Origin of the sequence: Algibacter sp. Ld11 (genome assembly GCF_045066735.1) — a bacterium.
Classification (GTDB): Bacteria; Bacteroidota; Bacteroidia; order Flavobacteriales; family Flavobacteriaceae; genus Algibacter.
On the sequence record NZ_JBISHH010000021.1, the window covers coordinates 97,003 to 116,243 of the forward strand.

At 34.0% G+C, this 19,241-nt stretch carries 10 protein-coding genes; 2 read left to right on the forward strand and 8 right to left on the reverse strand.

Features of this window, described 5'->3' with window-relative positions:
- The first annotated feature begins 17 nt into the window (after positions 1 to 17).
- Positions 18 to 2,381 carry a glycoside hydrolase family 3 N-terminal domain-containing protein gene (locus ACJJV4_RS08095; RefSeq protein ID WP_405293238.1) on the forward strand — a complete coding sequence of 788 codons (2,364 nt, stop codon included), beginning with the start codon at positions 18 to 20 and terminating at the stop codon, positions 2,379 to 2,381.
- A 120-nt stretch (positions 2,382 to 2,501) separates the two neighbouring features.
- On the opposite strand, the gene ACJJV4_RS08100 is transcribed toward ACJJV4_RS08095, so the two are convergent.
- The 8 genes from ACJJV4_RS08100 to ACJJV4_RS08135 form a co-directional block, all read right to left on the reverse strand.
- Positions 2,502 to 5,240, reverse strand: a complete 2,739-nt coding sequence (locus ACJJV4_RS08100) for a metallophosphoesterase (protein ID WP_405293240.1) — start codon at positions 5,238 to 5,240, stop codon at positions 2,502 to 2,504.
- Entirely contained in the window at positions 5,197 to 6,042 is an 846-nt protein-coding gene (locus tag ACJJV4_RS08105) for a tetratricopeptide repeat protein (RefSeq protein WP_405293242.1), read from the reverse strand. Before ACJJV4_RS08105 ends, ACJJV4_RS08100 begins: the two co-directional genes overlap by 44 nt.
- 53 nt (positions 6,043 to 6,095) lie before the next feature.
- Positions 6,096 to 6,980, reverse strand: coding sequence for a bacterial Ig-like domain-containing protein (locus ACJJV4_RS08110; RefSeq protein WP_405293244.1), 885 nt, complete (start codon positions 6,978 to 6,980; stop codon positions 6,096 to 6,098).
- Between the two features lie 118 nt (positions 6,981 to 7,098).
- Positions 7,099 to 8,139 carry a DUF5627 domain-containing protein gene (locus ACJJV4_RS08115; protein ID WP_405293246.1) on the reverse strand — a complete coding sequence of 347 codons (1,041 nt, stop codon included), beginning with the start codon at positions 8,137 to 8,139 and terminating at the stop codon, positions 7,099 to 7,101.
- Between the two features lie 70 nt (positions 8,140 to 8,209).
- A complete protein-coding gene (locus ACJJV4_RS08120) occupies positions 8,210 to 9,931 on the reverse strand; it encodes a RagB/SusD family nutrient uptake outer membrane protein (protein WP_405293248.1) in 1,722 nt (573 codons plus the stop codon).
- A gap of 21 nt (positions 9,932 to 9,952) precedes the next feature.
- Positions 9,953 to 12,799 carry a SusC/RagA family TonB-linked outer membrane protein gene (locus ACJJV4_RS08125; RefSeq protein WP_405293250.1) on the reverse strand — a complete coding sequence of 949 codons (2,847 nt, stop codon included), beginning with the start codon at positions 12,797 to 12,799 and terminating at the stop codon, positions 9,953 to 9,955.
- 41 nt (positions 12,800 to 12,840) lie between these two features.
- The gene (locus ACJJV4_RS08130; protein ID WP_405293252.1) at positions 12,841 to 14,643 is read right to left on the reverse strand and encodes a RagB/SusD family nutrient uptake outer membrane protein; all 1,803 of its coding nucleotides are present in this window, start codon (positions 14,641 to 14,643) and stop codon (positions 12,841 to 12,843) included.
- 10 nt (positions 14,644 to 14,653) lie between these two features.
- Positions 14,654 to 17,818 carry a SusC/RagA family TonB-linked outer membrane protein gene (locus tag ACJJV4_RS08135; protein ID WP_405293254.1) on the reverse strand — a complete coding sequence of 1,055 codons (3,165 nt, stop codon included), beginning with the start codon at positions 17,816 to 17,818 and terminating at the stop codon, positions 14,654 to 14,656.
- A 1,004-nt stretch (positions 17,819 to 18,822) separates the two neighbouring features.
- Between ACJJV4_RS08135 and ACJJV4_RS08140 the strand changes: the two genes are divergently transcribed.
- Entirely contained in the window at positions 18,823 to 19,167 is a 345-nt protein-coding gene (locus tag ACJJV4_RS08140; protein WP_405293256.1) for a mannan-binding lectin, read from the forward strand.
- Positions 19,168 to 19,241 lie beyond the last annotated feature (74 nt).

Here is a 19,241-nt window from a genome sequence, read left to right on the forward strand (position 1 = left end):
ATAAATTTATAAACGCTATGAAAATAACGAAACCAGTATTATCAATATTATTATACTTTTTAATATTTACATCTAGTCATGCTCAAAAAAATAAAAATGAAAAACTGCCTTATAAAGACAGTAATTTATCTGTAGAAATTCGTGTAAATGACCTTTTAGAAAGAATGACGCTAAAGGAAAAGATTTCTCAAATGAATATGTTAAGCCTTAAACACTTAAAACTTAATAATAAAGGTAAGGTTAGCCAACAATCTTTAGATTCGTTGTTTAAAGGTGGTAGTATAGGAACTTTAGAAAGTCCGTTTATAGGTGTAGACGAGCTTGCAGCATTATCAGAGGCCGCAGATAATTATTTACGTAACCATACTCGGCTAGGTATTCCGGCCATTCAAATAGCAGAATGTTTACATGGCCAATTGGCGTTTGGAGCTACTATTTTCCCACAAACCATTGGACAAGGAAGTACATGGAATCCTGATTTAATAAAAAAAATGGGAGAAACTATAGCCTTTGAGGCAAGTCTTTCTGGAGTAGATCAAGCTTTGTCTCCAATATTTGATTTAGCGAGAGACCCAAGGTTTGGTAGAGCAGAAGAATCTTTTGGCGAAGATCCTTTTCTAGTTTCAGAAATGGGAAAAGCCTTTGTTATCGGTATGCAAGGCGATCCTCTAGTTGCAAAAACACATATACCCGATGGAAAATTAATGTGCACCGCTAAACATTATGTTGCATACAGCACTCCTTTTGCAGGAATTAATCTAGGGCCAAACAATTTAGGACCAAGAGAACTTAGAGATTTGCATTTATACCCGTTTAAAAAAGTAATACAAGAAGCTAATATTTACTCGCTAATGCCTGCATATAATGAGGTAAACGGAATCCCTATGCACTCGAACAAATATTTAATGAAAGATATTTTAAGAGAAGAACTTGGTTTTAAAGGCTATGTATTCTCAGATTATGAAGCCATTGCTATGCTTAACTATTTCCATAAAATTACAGAAGATGCGGCTGAAACGGCAATTAGTGCTTTAGAAGCCGGTGTTGATTTAGAAGCTCCTAAAAGCTTTGCTTACTCCGAATTAGAAAACCTAGTAAATACTGGAAAAGTAGATATGGCTTTAATAGACCAAGCTGTTAGTAATATATTAACTGCTAAATTTAAAGCTGGCTTATTCGACAAAGCATTTAAAGCTCCGAAAAAAGTTTCAGCCCTTATTCATAATAAAAAAGCTGTTAGTTTATCACAAGAAATTGCAGAAGAATCAATTATTCTACTAAAAAATGAAAACAGCTTACTTCCTCTTAATTTTAACACACTAAATTCAATTGCTGTTATTGGCCCCAATGCGCACCAGGTTCAGTATGGCGATTATAGTTATACAAAAGATAACGAATCGGGAGTTACCATTTTAGATGGTATAAAGCAATATGCTAACAACAAATTTGAAGTTAATTACGCCAAAGGATGCGATATTACAGGCCACGACCAAAGCAATATTTCTGCAGCTGTAGAAGCCGCTGAAAAAAGTGATGTGGTTGTTTTAGTTATAGGAGGTACTAGCAGTGTTTTATCTGGTATTGGCTGGGGAAAAGATATTCCAGGAGATTACCCGACTTCAGGCGAAGGTTTTGATAGAGCCTCCTTAACGCCTCCAGGAGTACAACCGGAATTAATAGAAGCCATATATAAAACAGGGAAGCCTATAGTATTAGTTATGGTACATGGTAGAGCATATTCTATCTCTTGGGAAAAAGATCATATCCCTGCTATTGTTGAAGCTTGGTACCCAGGTGAACAAGGAGGTACTGCTATTGCAAAAGTTTTATTTGGCGATGTAAATCCATCTGGTAAACTAACAGTGAGTGTACCTAAAAGTGCCGGTCATGTGCCAGTTTTTTACAATTATAAGCCATCTGGCAGAGGGTTTTATAGAAACCCTGGAAGTCCAGAAAAACCAGGAAGAGATTATGTGTTTTCATCTCCTGATCCTTTATTTCCATTTGGGCATGGTTTGAGTTATACGCAATTTGAATATTCTGATTTACAAGTTCAAGATTCTAAATTAGATATAAATGGTGAACTGAAACTATCTCTAAAAATTAAAAACATAGGCAAGGTAATAGGTAAAGAAGTTGTTCAAGTATATTTTAATGATAAAATAAGTTCCGTAACCACACCTGTAAAAGTTTTAAAAGAATTTAAAAAAGTAGAAATAAACCCATCGGAAACTACCACAATTAATTTCGCAATTCCAATGAGTGAGTTTGGCCTATGGAACAAGGACATGAATTTCGTAGTTGAACCAGGGCAATTTGAAATTATGATAGGAAGTTCTGCCGAAGACATAAGGCTTAACAAAACAATTACTATTGAATAGTAACTAACAAAACCCTAATATTTAGATAAAAAAAGAGGAATAATATAAATTATCCCTCTTTTTTTTATACTTATATAATCTAACCTTCCGAAGCGAAGGAAAACTCACTTGTTAAATTTGCTACTTAATTACAATACTCTTATAAATCTCACTTTTATCTGTAATAATCTGTACAACGTACATACCAGCAGGAAGGCTATTTACATTAATTTGGCTCTGCGTTGTTGCTTTAGCAAGTTTACCAACTGCATTAAAAATTTTCACCTCCTTTAGAGATTCATTGGCACTAACTTTAATAGTTAAAAGGCCGGTAACGGGAACAGGGTAAGCTATAGTATCCTGACTAACAACAGTATTCTTTTCTGTCGAAAGTAAGATCCCGGTTTTATTTATAGTAAAGTTATCAGAAATTGAACCATTATCGTTAATAAACTTAACAGCCAAATTTTGTCCATTCCCTCCATCATTTTCAACTTCTAAAACGCATGACCCCAATTCATTTAAAGAAGCAAACATTGCATTATGGTCTAAACTTCCTCCAGAAATTTTACCAGCCGATCCTGTTGTTATATAAACTGCTCCTGGATTCTGTATATCAGTTTTTTGATATGCCCCATCTGAAGTATCTGCTTTACCAGATAAATGACCGTTTGTTCCAACTGTATTTGCGTTCATATCAAAACTATTTGAAAGCCCATAGTGTCCATTGATGAAATATGATCTTTCATAGGAATGTGAATGGCCACTTAAAATTAAATCTACACCATTTGATTCTAAAATAGGTAAGAAGTTATTTCGCATATTAATGAGTTGAGGCTCAAAATCTGAATCATGAGATCCTTTTGTATATGGCGGATGATGAAAAATAGCAACAATCCAATCTTGATTTGTATTTTGAATATCTTGTGTACACCAAGCCATTTGATTTGCATTAGTATCCAACGTGTAAGATTCTAAAACAATGAAATGAATATTAGCATAATCAAAAGAATAATAGGCTTCGGTACCTGATGCTATACCACCAGATTCTCCAGCTGTTGGAAAACTAAAAATATCGTAGTAAGGGCCTGATTGCGAATTTGAATCTGCTGAATACCCGTCATGATTTCCTAATGTAGACCATGCTACAGTATGCTTCAATTGTTCTTGATAAATATTAAAAAGAGCTATTTGATATTCGCTATCTAAACCATTATCATAAGCATTATCACCTAAAAACAACATCATATCTGTTTGATTCGGATTTGTACTTGCATTAGCGACATAGTTGTAATATTGATCACGAACATTTTTCTGATTTTGATTTCCAGTACCTGCATCTCCTAAAATCCATACACGTACAAATTGGTCCGTTCCAGTAGTTGGTGCTGTTGTAAAAAACATATCACTAGACTCAGGAACATAAATACCTGCAGTATTAGCTATTTCATAATAATATTTAGTGTTTGGCAATAATCCTGTTAACTCAATTTCATGATCATTAGTTACAGAAATATCAGATACTGTCCCATCTAATGCACCTAATACGGTTCCATAATTTATAATGGTTTCAGTATTAGTATTTGTTCTATATTTTAGCGTAATAGCATCTGGTCGTCCTTTTTGTAAATAAGGACCTCTTGTTAATTCTGCTTGAACTTCATCTCTAACTTCTAAACGAAAATTAAAACTAACGTCTGAGCTTGTTGCACTATTTTGATGTATTTCTACAGCCACTACATTTGTTCCATTTACTAAAAGGTTATCTACTATATTATTAATCCATACACCTTCGGTTGTTGCAGATATTGCAAAAGTTGCGTAATTAATAGTTCCACTTGGCATATTATCTCTCCAAATTTCAGTTCCGTTAATATAAACAACCATACCATCATCTCTTAATGCGCTCATGTCTATATACTTTAAACCCACATCATCTGTGGTTGCATTAAAAGAGTATCTAAAGTATGATGTTAGTGCTCCGTTATCTATTGTTGTCGCTTCATCTCCTTCTCCATAGCCTAATTCGGCATTACCCGAAGACCAAGAAGTATCATCAAAACTGGATGTTTTCCAATCACCAATTGGTTCATTTCCCATATCATAATACTTCCAGTTTCCGCCAACCGAAATGCGCTCACCAGGAGATGGCATTGACTCTACAGTTATTCCTGTAATGTTTTGTTGTGCTAAAAAAACGTAGCCATCTGGTCCATCTGGATTAAAAATTTGTGCTTGGTAGCTATAACTTGAACCAGGAAATAAACCCGATGGTATTTCAAGACTCAACGTCAACGTGCCAGCATTAGCCGTAACTATCTGGTTAACATCTGATAGGTTACCTGAAACATCAACTAACCTTATAAAGGCATGAGCTCTCGCCACGTCTTTAGTATACTCAAAAGTAATATCGACAAATGATCCTGCTTGAACCGTGGTTGGATAATTGGTTATAAACACCGAATTTGGTGCTACTTCGGCTGCTTCTACAGTTACGCCTTCAAAATTTTCGGTGGCTAAATGATTATACCCAGCATCTGGATTGAATATCTGAGCTTGATAACTATAACCAGAACCAAGTGCTGTTGCAGGTACGGGAAGATTTAATGTTAACGTTCCTGAATTATCCGTTACTATTTGATTGACCTCTGTTAAATTACCCGTTGCATCCTTTAACCGAAGATAAGCATGAGCCCTAGCAACATCTTTTGTGTAATTAAAAGTAATGGCTACCTCAGAATCTGCCGTAACCGTAGTTGGTGGGTTAACCATGGTTATTGTGTTTTGCGCAAATGTAATTGCCGAAACAAACCATAAAAGAATAAATAATATTGGTTTAACTTCTAATAAACAATTGCTCTTCAAGACTATTAATTTCATTTTGTAATTTTTTAATTGCTAAGGTCGTTCTAAACTTATCATTCAATAAAGCTATCGCCGACTTTGCCTGTTGTATCGCAATTTTTGAATCTACCTCTCGTTTGTTATCAGATAAATACTTGGCTTTTTTATAATACCAAAATTCTTTTCTATATGCACTTAATATAAAATAGTTGTATTGTTCTATTGCTTCGTCTATTTTGTGAGCAGCTTCTAAGTATTCTAATTTTTGTAACTGAAGCGAAAAAGTATTTTCTCCTAACTTTTTTAAACCAAACTCTAAGATTTCAAGTGCTTGTGGATAATTACTACTATCCATCGCTAGGTAAATTTCGCTATACTCGATAACATCATCAGGGGTAATATCTATGGTGTTTTTAATAAAATAACCATAATATTTTAAGGCTCTATTATATTTTTTTAACTGGACTAATATTTGCGCGTGCAACTTATTGATTTTAACATCTACGCTATCCTTTTCCAAATGAAAATTTGAAGAAATTAAAGCTTTATTTAACTGATTGTTTTGGTAATAAGCTTGTGCTTTTCTGTAATGAAGTAGCGTATTTGAATTCCCTAATTTTTCTGAACTTAAATAGTCCTTAATAGCTTTATTAAATTCTTCGTGTTGCTCGTATAAATATCCTCGATCAAAATATAGTTTAGAATTTTTTGGTTCTTTCTTAATTTCTACCGTTTTCTCTTCTATTCTTTTTGTTAGACTACCATGTGCATGTAAGAAAGAGGCCGTTATTAGAAAAATACCGTAAAGTACTTTTCTGTAATTGTTAAACCTTTTCATGTATTTTAAAATATCTATTTAATTAAAATCATCTTAAATATAACCAATACAACCTATGGGTTTACAGTAACAGGTATACTTACTTGAGTTGTGGGTAAAATATGTTTTACCTTAATTTCGGTAATTCCAGCATTTATTGCACTGCCATTTGCGGGAGTCCCATTAATATTTAATGCATCAAAATCTTCAAAACCTATTTCAACTTCACTACCATTAATTAAAGTATATCGAATTAAAGTCCCAGAAAGATCTATTATTTCGCCCTCATTATAAACAGTATTTTCTGGTCCCGTTACAAGTACGGCACCTCTAGGAAAAAAGGTAACCATATTTAATTCTTGAACTACATTTAATCCAGAATCAATATGAGTTATTGATACATCGGTATCAGATTCAAGCGCATCGCCATTTGCTGGTACAGATTCTATTTCTTTTTGAATTTCAGTATATATAAAGTCTTCCATAACCCCATTCTCGTATGTATATGTAACTTCCAAGTCAGTAAGATTTAATTTCTGACCATAAAAATAATCTTTAGTGGGTTCTGTCTTAATTTCTATGGCTGTAACATCGTTATGAACATCAATTGTTTGAGTTAAACCTTTTCCAGATTCACCAATTTTCACTATGACTGATGTATCAGAAAAATCTAATGATTTACCATTTTCTGGCTCTGTTGTAATGCCTTCACTTGCAAAATCACTAAAAGAAATATCGATACTATTTCCGCCCTTATCTAAAGTAATTACCATGTCTGTTAAATTCAACAAATCTCCAAGAACGTAATCTAACTGGGGTTGCGTTTTCATGGATACTCTAGAAATATTTGAAGAGGATGCATCATCATCACTATCACAGGCACTGAAAAGTACAACAAATGTCATAGTAAAAAGCCAAGCTGAAAATTTAAAGCGCGAAAAATTAATTATTTGTTTCATCTGTTTAATATTTTTTAATGATCAAAAAGTTTAAATACATTGTACCTAATTGTTTTAAATTACTTATTGATGCATAAAATTTAAGTTCATTATCTGTTTATTATATTTCTTGCGTTTTCTATTTAAATTCAACTATAAATTCCTCAAAAACAGCCGCTCTATCACGAATTACAATAGTATCTTTTACAGCATGTGTTTCAGCAAAAGTAGCATCGACATACGTGTAATCTAAATAAATAACATCTCTCGATTTTCCTCCCCATTCATCACCATTTTCTACATATTCACCTGTTCCTGTAACACCGTATGGATCATCAGCTGTACTTGTAACCACACATGTTCCATCATCATTAAAAGTTAACTCCATAGCCACAGTACCCGGGCTTGACTCATCTCCTCTACCTATTAAATTTTCTAGTCTTACCTTATTTAAACCTGCAGTTTCTACAAAGATTACTTCATCATCTACAACATATTCTTCTTGATATGTTCTACCGATAGTATTAGTTGGCGCTGTTATCATATCCAAACCTCTTCTAAGGTAATTCCCGTGAAATTTATTCATAAATTTAATTCCAAACAGGGTATAATCTTTAGGTAAAACATCCCAATCATTAGGATTTACTTTATCCGGGTTATTAACATTAGTAGAGCCAGAAAGTATACTATCTATATTTTCAATATCTGTAATTCTTAAAGGAATAACATAATTTGTGGTTTGGGCATCCCCAAAAGCAAGTGGGTCATCAAAAAATGCATCATACAACTGTACAGTAATAGTCGCTTTAGTCTCACCTGATGGTATAACAGAAGGACTAATATTTTCCATAGTATAATATTCTGGAGGAAGTGCTTTTACATTTGCTACATTATCTAATAAACTATTATCTAACTCAAAATAAATGTTTCTATTTTGATTATTAGTACGGATACCAGTCATTACTGCCGTAATTTCAAAGTTATGTGCATTATCATTATCGTTAAACCCCTGATCATACTTTCCTAATATAAGTGTACGTGCAGGTGTTTGGAACGGAAAATAAGTTGCAATCACATCGAAGTCATCAAATTCTGGATCGGAGTTGCTACACGATATTATGATGAGCGCACTTATTAGTAAAATTATATTTCTTGTATTCATCGCGTCGTAAATTTTCAATTATATTTTTTGTATTTAATGAGCTTATATGCCCTTCAATGTTATTACTTTGAGACTTAACTCGCTAAAGTTACCAACCTCTATTTTGTTCTAATTTATCAAACTTCACTAACTCGTTTTGCGGAATTGGCGCATAATTAGCATTATCTAAATATAATCTAGGCTCTACAGTAAACTCATTGTAAGTACTACCATTGTATCTTGACCCAATAATATCAGTTAAATCATCTAACATATTCCATCTTCGTAAATCAAATAAACGGTGTCCCTCAAAACAAAGTTCTAACCTACGCTCATTACGAATAAGTGCACGCATATCTTCCTTGCTACTTATACTTGTTAAATATGTATCTACAGCAGGAAGGCCAGCTCTTTTTCTAATAGCACTTATAACTGTTCTTGCGGAAAGACCTTCTATCATATTATCAGGACCTCCTAATTCATTTGCGACCTCTGCAAACATTAAATAAATATCTGTATAGCGTAAATAGACATTCATTTTTTCGGATGCTGAAATATTACCATTAGCACTAATAACAACATTAGGATCCAATAATTTTTTAAGATAATACCCTGATCGTGTAGATTGAAACTGAACTCGATCTATTTCATCGGCACCTCCATCAGCACCAGTTCTAATAAACCTACCACCCAAATCATTTCCATTATATAAAATATACTTTTTTAATCTAGGATCTCTATTACTAAATGGGTTTGAAGCATTATAATCTGGATGATTTATTGAAAAAGGTTGACCATCTGACATAGGAAACGCATCTACCAAATTTTGTGATGGATTAAGCTTTCCTTCCCCTCTTAATGAAGGTGGGTAATGTTGCTGCTCGACCCAAGTAAAGGTACTTGCGACGTTTTCTCTCCAAAGTACTTCTGGAAAAACACGCGTACCAGAATCAAACTCATAAAAATTGTAAAAACCTGTTGGGCTTAAACCATCTACACCTCCGTTATCGTTAAGTAATTCGGCCAATATAGTACTTGCCTCCTCGTAATAATTTCCAGCACCATTGAAAAATGCGGGACTAGCAGCTAAAAGATTCAACTTTGCTTGAAAAGCTTTTATAATTCTACCATTGATGCGTCCATCTTGAGTACCTCCAAAAACAAATTGGTATATATCAACATCTGCATCACTGTAACGCGACGGTTGTTTTGCCAAATCACCATCCCAATCCATAGGGATATACTCTAAAGCTTCATTAAAATCGGCATTAATTTGTTCTAAAGTTTCAGTAAATGCTGGTCTTGGAAAATTAAAATCCGCATCATACTCTAGGTATTCAGTAATATAGGGTACGCCTAAAAGCGTACCTGAAGTTCCAATACCTGCATGCTCTTGAAGTATCCAAAAATGTCTTAAAGCTCTCATAGCTAAAGCCTCTCCATATAAGCGCTGCTTAAAAAGAGCATTACTTTCTTCGTCTTGTTTCCATTGTACTTGGTCTATAACACTTAGAAATTTGTTTATATATAATACATATTCATACTGTCCCCATCTACTAGTGAAAGCGTTATTTGCCGTCCATTCTCCTGTAGCCATTCTACGGTAACCACTTAGATAATTACTAACAGCATCATCTGTAGCGGTATCATTGAATAATAATTGATTTGACATACTTTCGTAGGCATTTAATAATAACCCTTCTGCAAATACAGGATCATAAGCCAATCTCTCATCACCGGCAAGATTTTCATCTAAAGGTTCAAAAGTAGAACATGCTCCAAAAGAGAGTAAAATTAATATGATAGATGTATGTTTTATAATAGTTTTCATGTCTAAATCTTATTTAATCAGTTAAAACTTTGCTCTAAGTCCCAATGAGTAATAACGGTACGATGGGCTCGAACTCAAGCTTAATTGTTGTATGTTTTTTTCTTTAGCAATCATTAAAAGATTTGCTCCACTGGCATATACACTTAAATCTTGCATATTAAGATTTGATACTAATGTTTGAGGCAAATCAAATGTTAACTGTACCCGTTCTATTTTAAAATTACTGTTGTTGTACAACCAAAAATCTGATGTCTGACCAAAATTATTAGTATTCTCTATTGAGGACAACCTTGGAAAAGTAGCTGTATCTGCAGTAGCTTCGGTCCATCTTCCTCTTACTACTTCAGAGTATTTATCATCTGCTTGTGGTTGATAGTAACTATTTGAAGTTATTCCTTGGCTACCAACTTGAGCCGTTAATAATGTAAACAATGTAAATGATTTATAACTCAGTTTAATGTCTGACCCAAACGTCCATGGCGCATCCCATCTACCTATAACAACTTCATCTTGCTCATTAACTAATCCGTCATTGTTTATATCTTTATATCTTAAATCTCCCGGTTGTACAGATCCAAACTCTGGAGTAGGAATACCTTCTTTTAATGCACCATCCGTATCAAAATCGTCAACACCAAAGAAACCTAGAGATTTTAACCCCCAATATGCATCTACAGACGTTCCTTTCCTATATTGATAATCGTCATTATAAACTTCATCTACAACAGTTCGTTCGGAGGTAGCATATAAAACACGAGCACCTAAATCTAATCCTAAATCATTAAATTTATCAGAATATCTTATTCCTAATTCGAAACCTGAACGTTTATCTGCTTCAAAATTAGAATAAGGTCTAAATGTATTATAATACTCAGGGTATAATGTTGAAGCTCTAATAGTTTGCTCATCTAATACTGAGCGAAAAGCATTCGCTTCTACCCATATTTTATCAAAAAAAAGTCCTTCTATTCCTATATTGTAATCTACTCTACGCTCCATCCCTAAACTCAAGTTCTGGCTTCTCTCAATTGTAGTATATCCGTTTTTAAAACCTGTACCATATTGATCGCCCCAATTGTAATTACCAGCATTTTGTTGGTAATATTCATCATAAAGAAAGTATCCTGGAACTTCTAAATCCGAATAAACAACTCCCATAGAAGAACGAAGTTTAAGATAATTTAACCAAGACACATCTTTTAGAGAGGTCTCTTCTGATATAATATAACCAAAACCTAAAGTAGGTGCTAATTTATCTCTATCTCCTTCGGATAATTTAACCGAATGTACATACGATGTATTTAAATCGAATAAAAACCGATCTTTATAAGTGTAGTTTAAACTTAAAGCGACGTGGCTATTTTTATCAGCTTGGGTTACCGATTTTGTTTGGGTATTATTAGCAAAACCAACTAAAGATGCTTTTAATAAATTATTTTCATCAAGTTGTTTCTCATAATTTAATAGACCAAAGAAACCATATCTAATTGTAAATATATTTGTTTCAACATCTTCTTCTAAATTTTTAAGGTCTGTATTACCAACATTAACTAGGTTAATAATTTTATCATCATCATTCCAAGTTGGTTGATATATGGCATAAGCATTATTTACCGTTAAATTATAACGGTTATAAAAATCGAAACTTAAATAAGTTTTAGCTGATAAGCCTTCTGTTATAGCACTTAAATCAAAATTTATTGAATTATTAACTTGACTTATACGCGATATACTGGTTTGCTTTCCTCCTGCTATTCCTGCAGCTATTGGAACATTTCCTGTGAAAAATTGATTTCCTCCTAAAATAAAACCATCGTACTTATTGGCTGCCGCAAGAAGCCCCTCTAAACCAGGGTTATTTGTTGTGTCTATCATATCAATAGGTAACAACGGCGCATAAAGGTTTGGTTTAAAAGTAAGACCAGAATCATACAGACTGGTTAAAGAGCTTTTATTTGTTTCAATAATCGCGATGGCATCTAAACTACTTGTAATCCAGCTATTAATTCTAAAATCGATATTACCTCTAACATTAAAACGCTTAGTGCCTTTATCATTATCACTAAAGTCCTGCAAACTTTGATCGGATTTAAAACCAAAATTTATATAATACTTAGTATCTTCCATAGAACCAGAAAAATCACCAATAACATTAGTAAACGAGGCTAAGGAACTAAAATAGTCTTTAGAGTATAAATCTACATCAGGATATCTAAATGGATTAGTATTATTAATTTGATTTGCAATTTGAGTATCTGAGAATGTCTGACTTAAACCATCATTTATTCGTGCTTCGTTATAAAACTGCATATAATCTGCAGAATTAAGATAATTAGGCATGGAAATAGCTTCCTTAAGCCCTGAACTTGCACTGATATTAAACTCCGTTTTTTTAGACCCGCGTTTGGTTGTAACTACAATAACTCCATTTTTCCCCATAGAGCCGTACAATGCCGCAGCATTAGCATCCTTTAAGACTGTTATCTCTTGGATTTCCTCCATGTTTAACAAATCTATAGACCGTCCTGGAATACCATCCACAACAATCATAGCTCCACCTAACCCTCTAATGTTTTCGCTATACTTCAGACCGGTAATTCTACCATTTAAAGCATCTCTTACCCATTGGGTATTATCATATTTTAAAAACTCATCAGGCACAATTGAAGATACAGCTCCTACTACATTTTTATTTTTTTCGGTTTGAAACCCCAAAGTCACCTCTTTATTCACCTTAGCAACCAAATCTATACTATTGGTAATAATAGAATCGTTCTCTACGGGTGTTTGCCCAAATAATGAAAAGGAAAATAGCATGTAGCCTCCTAAACAAAGGAGCGGTTTTTTATATTTTATAAATTGTTTCATAAATTGGTTGTTATTTTTTTGTACAAAAAACAAATTAAATGTTACCATCCTGGGTTTTGAGGGAATCCTTCATAAAGCTGTGTATCATCCTGAGGAATAGGCAGCCAATAGTGTTTTTCTTCAAAAACTTTAGTTCTTAATACTTCTTCCACCATATTGATAGGTTTGCCATTTGAACTTCGATCGAATCTTATTCCTGTTTTTAATTTATATTTAATATCTGTTCCGAGTTTCCATCTTCGCACATCCATCCACCTATGGTTTTCCCAAGACATCTCCATGCCACGCTCACGGCGAATTTCGTCCATAAACACGTTTGGACTTGTTAAGTTTACTCCGTTGACATTTAAACTACCGTCTGGTTCAGCACGCTCTCTAATGGCATTAATAGCATCTAAAGCAGAAAGATCAAAACCTGATGGCTTTCCATTAATTCCGTAACCAATTACTGCAGCTTCTGCATACATTAAATACACATCTGTAAGTCTTACGTGAAGTCTCCATGAAAATAGACTTTGATTATCATACTTATTAAATCCTCTTGGGAACCACTTTTTTGCTACATACCCTGTACGAGTTCCGTTACTCTTACCCGGATATCTATGTGAACCTCCATCGTAAAATTCTGCATATCGATCTACTTCAGCAGCTCCGGTGGCAGCTCCTATATTATTGACCATCTGATCTCCATCTACAACAATCCATTTATAAAAGCGAGGATCTCTATTTGCCCAAGGATCTTCTGGGTCATAAAGTGGACTATCTTCGCACGACAATCCATCTTTCATACCAAAATTATTCTGTATATAATTATGTGTAGGTGAGTTTATTCCATTGGTACCATTAAGCGCACCTAATTGCCATGAATTACCTAAATATGCACCAAACCATCCTACAGATCCAGCTTGACCAAAAACATATTCAGAGCTATCAGGGTAAAGCCCACTAGGATCATAAAAAATATCTTCATAATCATCCCAACTTTGTAATCGGTATCTCGGTATCTCTATCAATTCAGCAAAGGCATCTGCCGCTAGTTTACAAAGTTCTACATTGTACCCATACGTGTCATTGCTATTTTGCATTAACGGACTTGCAGCATATAATAAGTTTTTTCCTTTTAATGCCAGTGCAGCACCTTTGGTTATTCTAAATAAGTTTTGACCATTAGTAGCATTACCCGGTGCCCAATCGGCATCATCCCAATCTTCCGGTAACAATGCAATCGCTCTATCAAAATCCTTATCAATTTCTAGAGCAGTTTCAGCCCATTCTGTAGGCCTTGGTAATTGCCAATCATCTTCTAAAACACGATCTATATAAGGCATAGCACCCCAGAATTTCATGATTTCATGATGAAAAAAGCCTCTAAAAAAATAAGCTTGACCTAAAACGGCGTCTTTTTCTTGTTGGGTAGCATCTACCATCAACTCTTCTGCATTAGCAATAACGATATTTGCTTTTCTTAATCCTGCCCAACTACTTGGCCATAGCGAACTTCTATCAAAAGGAACGCCAGAAGCCGTATTATTTGCTCCGCTAAAATAATTGAAAGTATTCCCTTCCCAATCCCAATATCGGCCTTGATCTATTGAATAATCGAAAATCCAGGTTTCTACCCCAATGGCATCCTCACCGTAAATGGGATAATTAGAATAAAAGGACAAAGAATAATCAACAATCATAGCATACATTTCTTCCACAAAACCTTGCGAACTGTCAAAGTTTTTAAAAACCTCATCAATGGAAAGATCGGTATCTAAAGGCTTATCTAAATAGTCTTCACAAGAATCTATTACTATAGCAAGACATAATAGACCTATTAACTTATATAAATTTCTCATTGTCTTTTTCTTAAAAATTAATTGTTACTCCTAAATTCACTCTTTTAAATGTAGGATAGTTACCTCTAGATTCGGATTGATTACCAACATTCTCCTCCCTATCATCCGGAAGATCGGACCAAAAGGCTAAATTGTTACCATTTACAAAAACCCTGTATTGGCTACCTTCATCGGTTCCAAAAGTATACGCTAGCTCTACATTTTGTAATCTAACAAATGAAGCATCATACCAATTTCTATAAGAATCCGTACCACCACCTACACCTCCATATGAAGGTAGAACTTCTACTCCATCAGGATTAGTTACACTCCAATAATCAGATTTCTCTTCAAAAAACAATGGTGTGCTTGCTGCAAATGTTCGATCTTGATATTCTTTGGTTGTGTTACTCACACCATAAAACTGAATCATAAATGATAAATTTTTATATCCGGCCCCTAAGTTTAGGTTGTATGTATTTTGTGGACGTGTTGGGTATCCATAAGGCACAACATCATCATTATTTATTACGCCATCTCCATTATAATCTATGGTATCGTAAGCACCAGGCCTTACTGCTTCTTGATTGTTTTCTAAAGGATTAGAACCATAAACATCATTCCAAGATTGTAATATATTACCCCTTATTGAAGTATAGTTTTGACCAATAGGAAATCCTTGCTCTTTTTGATAATCTAACTGTAATAATGGGTCTTCTTTATATCGCACCTCATCTTTAGCTGTTGCATAAGCAAAATTTGCTGAGACATCCCAATTCTCAGTAATGCGGTGTTTAAAGTTTAAAGCGACTTCTAATCCTTTCACAGTTGTTTCTCCGAGATTCACATCTGCAGGATCAAAACCGAAAAAAGAAGGTACACTTCTGTCATCGGCAGGAATTATAATATCATACCTATCTTCTTTGAATAAATCAACATCTAAAGAAAACATGTTTCTCAAAATAGCCATTTCAAAACCTATATTGGCTTTTTTAGAAGTTTCCCAGCGTAAATCTGAATTCCCAATAACCAGTTCTTGATAATAAGTATATGGTGAGTTTGTTCCCCAAAGATTTGCATTATTCATATAAGCCGTTCCTCCGTTCGCCCATTGCGAGGTATAAGACCACCTGTTACCAGCTTGATCATCACCAACAAGACCATAAGACCCACGTATTTTAAGTTTATTTACCCACGACACATCCTCCATGAACGACTCATTGCTAATCATCCATCCTATGGCAGCCGAAGGAAAAAGCTCGAATTTATAGCCTAAACCGAATTTTTCCGAACCATTATAAGCTCCATTAACATCTAGAAAATAACGGTTATCATAATTATAAACCATTCTAGCCACCCAATCCTCTCTATATTTAGGCGCTCTTGGTTGAAAGAAATCATCTACATCACGAAATTCTTCTCTATTCATTAATGCTAATAAACCTATGGTATGTTTATCTGCAAATGTTTTATCATAATTTAATGCGAACTGATAGAATAATCTACTAGTTGTTGCCCAATCATCTATTCCAAGAGATTCTCTTGTCCAAGGCTCCACTACAAAATCAAATTGATTCGTTCCTTCGGGTGTAACAATTTGTTCGGTTCCATCTGTAAGGTAAACCTTGTAAATCACGTTATCTCCACCATCAGGGCCACCTTCATAAATGCCACTTTCTCCAATAAAATTATTATCATAAGATAGAGAAGCTTTTAAAGAAAGTCCTTCTGTAATAAAATCTAATTTTTGCGTAAGTACAAAATCGGTATTGATTTGAACTCTATGGCTTTTAGTTGCTCCTTTTGCAGAAAGTAGTACTGCTGGATTAGCCAGTTCATAGTTTTCTTCAGCAGTTCTTCCATAAGTTCCATCAGGATATATAGGATAAAATAAACTAGGTGCTAAATTATAAATACTACTATAAAGTAATTGATTGTCTGCTTCATTGCCATTTTGTATTCCATAATGTCCTGAAAGGTTAACCGACAAACGGGTATTTTTTGAAATATCAAAATCAATATTACTTCTAAAGTTAAAACGATCATAATCAAAACTAGGAGCATAATCTCTTCCATTATCGAAAGAAGCGCCATCAAAGATATCCCCAACATGCTGATAACCGATTCCACCAAAGTATTTCACGGCATCTGTTCCACCACGAACGGAAAGGTTTACTCTATGATCCATGGCAAAATCTTTCTGTGTAGCATCAACCCAATCTACATTTGGATAGATATAACTATCTGTTTCACTTGTACGGTTTCTGTATCTATCAACAATGGCGACTGGAGTATATTGATCCCAAGCACCACCTAAAGCTGCTGTGCGCTCTATAGATTCATTAACTGCTGATATACCATCGTAAGAATCGTATTTCTGTGGCAATTTTGATGGGGTTTTAATAGTAGAACTTGCCGTAACCGAAAGTTGTGCTTTTCCTGTTTTACCGCGTTTAGTAGTAATAAGAATTACTCCGTTACCACCTTTTACACCAAATACAGCAGTAGCAGAGGCATCTTTTAGCACCGAAATACTTTCAATATCGTTTGAGTTAACGTCATTCATACTTCGTTCTATACCATCAACAAGAATTAATGGTTGTCCGTCACCATTCCAACTACTTTGTCCACGGATATATATTGCAGGACTTTCGTCACCTGGACGCCCCGAAGAAGACACCGTAACAACACCAGGCAAACGCCCTGTAAGAGCTTGACCTACAGTGGAAACGCCTCCAGATTGCAATAAATCTTCTCCTTTAACCTGCACAATCGAACCTACAATACTTTCTTTCTTCTGTTTTCCATATCCAACAATAACAATCTCTTCAAGCGCTGCTGTTTCTGCAACCATAATAATATTAATATCTGTTCGACCGTTAACATTAATGGTTTGGGTAGCAAAACCTACATAACTCGATATTAATTTTGCGTTTTTTGGTACATCTATAGTAAACCTACCATCAAAATCTGTCATTACACCATTAGTTGTACCCTGCTGAAGAATATTAGCACCTATAACAGCGCCTAACTCCGCCTCGGTAACAGTACCACTTACTGTAATAATTTCCTGAGGATTTGTTTGAGCAAAAATATTTAATGGGGAAATAGAAATCAATAATATAAAGAGCCCTATTTTAAGAACACACTTAAAATTAGAATCAGGCTGTTTTGTGCAAGGAGTTCGTTTTTTCATCTCTAAAATCTGGTTGATACTTATTTTAATTGTTCATTAAAAGCCTATAAGGCTTTAAGCCCTATACTCTAAATCTGAATCAACTCTTATAATATAATTACGTTATTTTTTTTACAGTCAATCTAGTTATTGTATCGAAACATAGCCCTTGTATATATATTCAAAAATAGCATTACCTAGCTAATTAGTTACCAAATAAAAAAAGCTTGAGAGAGATATAATTGGACATGGGATATTATTTATAGTATGATATTACAATATTAATAAAATAAAATGTGAAAACCACACTTAATATAAATTTTGTTTTGTTAATATTTAACTTTGGTGGTATTCTCTAGCAAAAACAACTGTTTCCACACTGTAAATTATTTTTTAATTCTAGAAATAGCTCGCTATATAATAAAAAATAAAAGTTAGAGATTGAAAATAGATTTTAATAAGCCCCGAGGTAGATTCTAGTTTATTGACAAACGCACCCTAAGCTCTAAATTATATTATCAAATAAAAAACTTAAAACATACGCAGAACAAATTTGGAACATAAAGCTAACCTATCATTTATTACATGAGCACTATGACATTTTAAATTATTCAATCTCTGAGTAAATTAAGATATTAAAGACCGATGCTATTTAAACTATATAGCCTATAACAGGTAAAAACACAAGTTTTTAATTGTACTCCTTTTATACTGTTTTACAATTTTATGCCATATATCAAACTTCGGTTTTACTACAGGAGTATTAAAAGCACTGTAATGCTTTAAATAAAACATTTTCATTTATTTACAATAAAAACAACATAACACACTGAAAATAAGGTATTAACACCCGTTTTCAAGATTAAGTATTTGCACGCTATTAAAACTCGTAATATCATCCGACATTTGTAATGTAATCAAAAACAAAAATTTCGATTGAGTAGCTACTATCAGTTTTTAATTATAAAGGCGGAATCTGAAAAGTCTTAAAAAAGAGTAGGAAATATTTTTTAAAACCATTAATTATGTCAAGTTATAAAGTAAACATTCCAGCAGGCCCACTATTTAGTAACGAGGAAGCTCAAGCCATTGGCCCAAAAATAGCAGCAGCGCACGGCGGTAAATTTACGGGTTCTTGGAATACCGTAGTAGAAGGTAAAATGAGTGTTGTAGAAGTTGAACTAAATACAGACCATACAGGTTCTAACGAATTTAAAGTAGATGTTCTAGCAGGCCCGTTATGGAATAATGATGAAGCACAGAAATTAGGCCCGGCAATTGCCGCATCTTACGGTGCCGAATTTACAGGACATTGGAAAACAATTATCGAGGGTAAAATGAGCGTTATTGGAGTAAAATATGCCATTTAGTAATTTAAAAACTCCAAACCTAGATGCGCTCTATGTTTGGAGTTTTTCTTATATAAAGAAGCAGAACATCACTT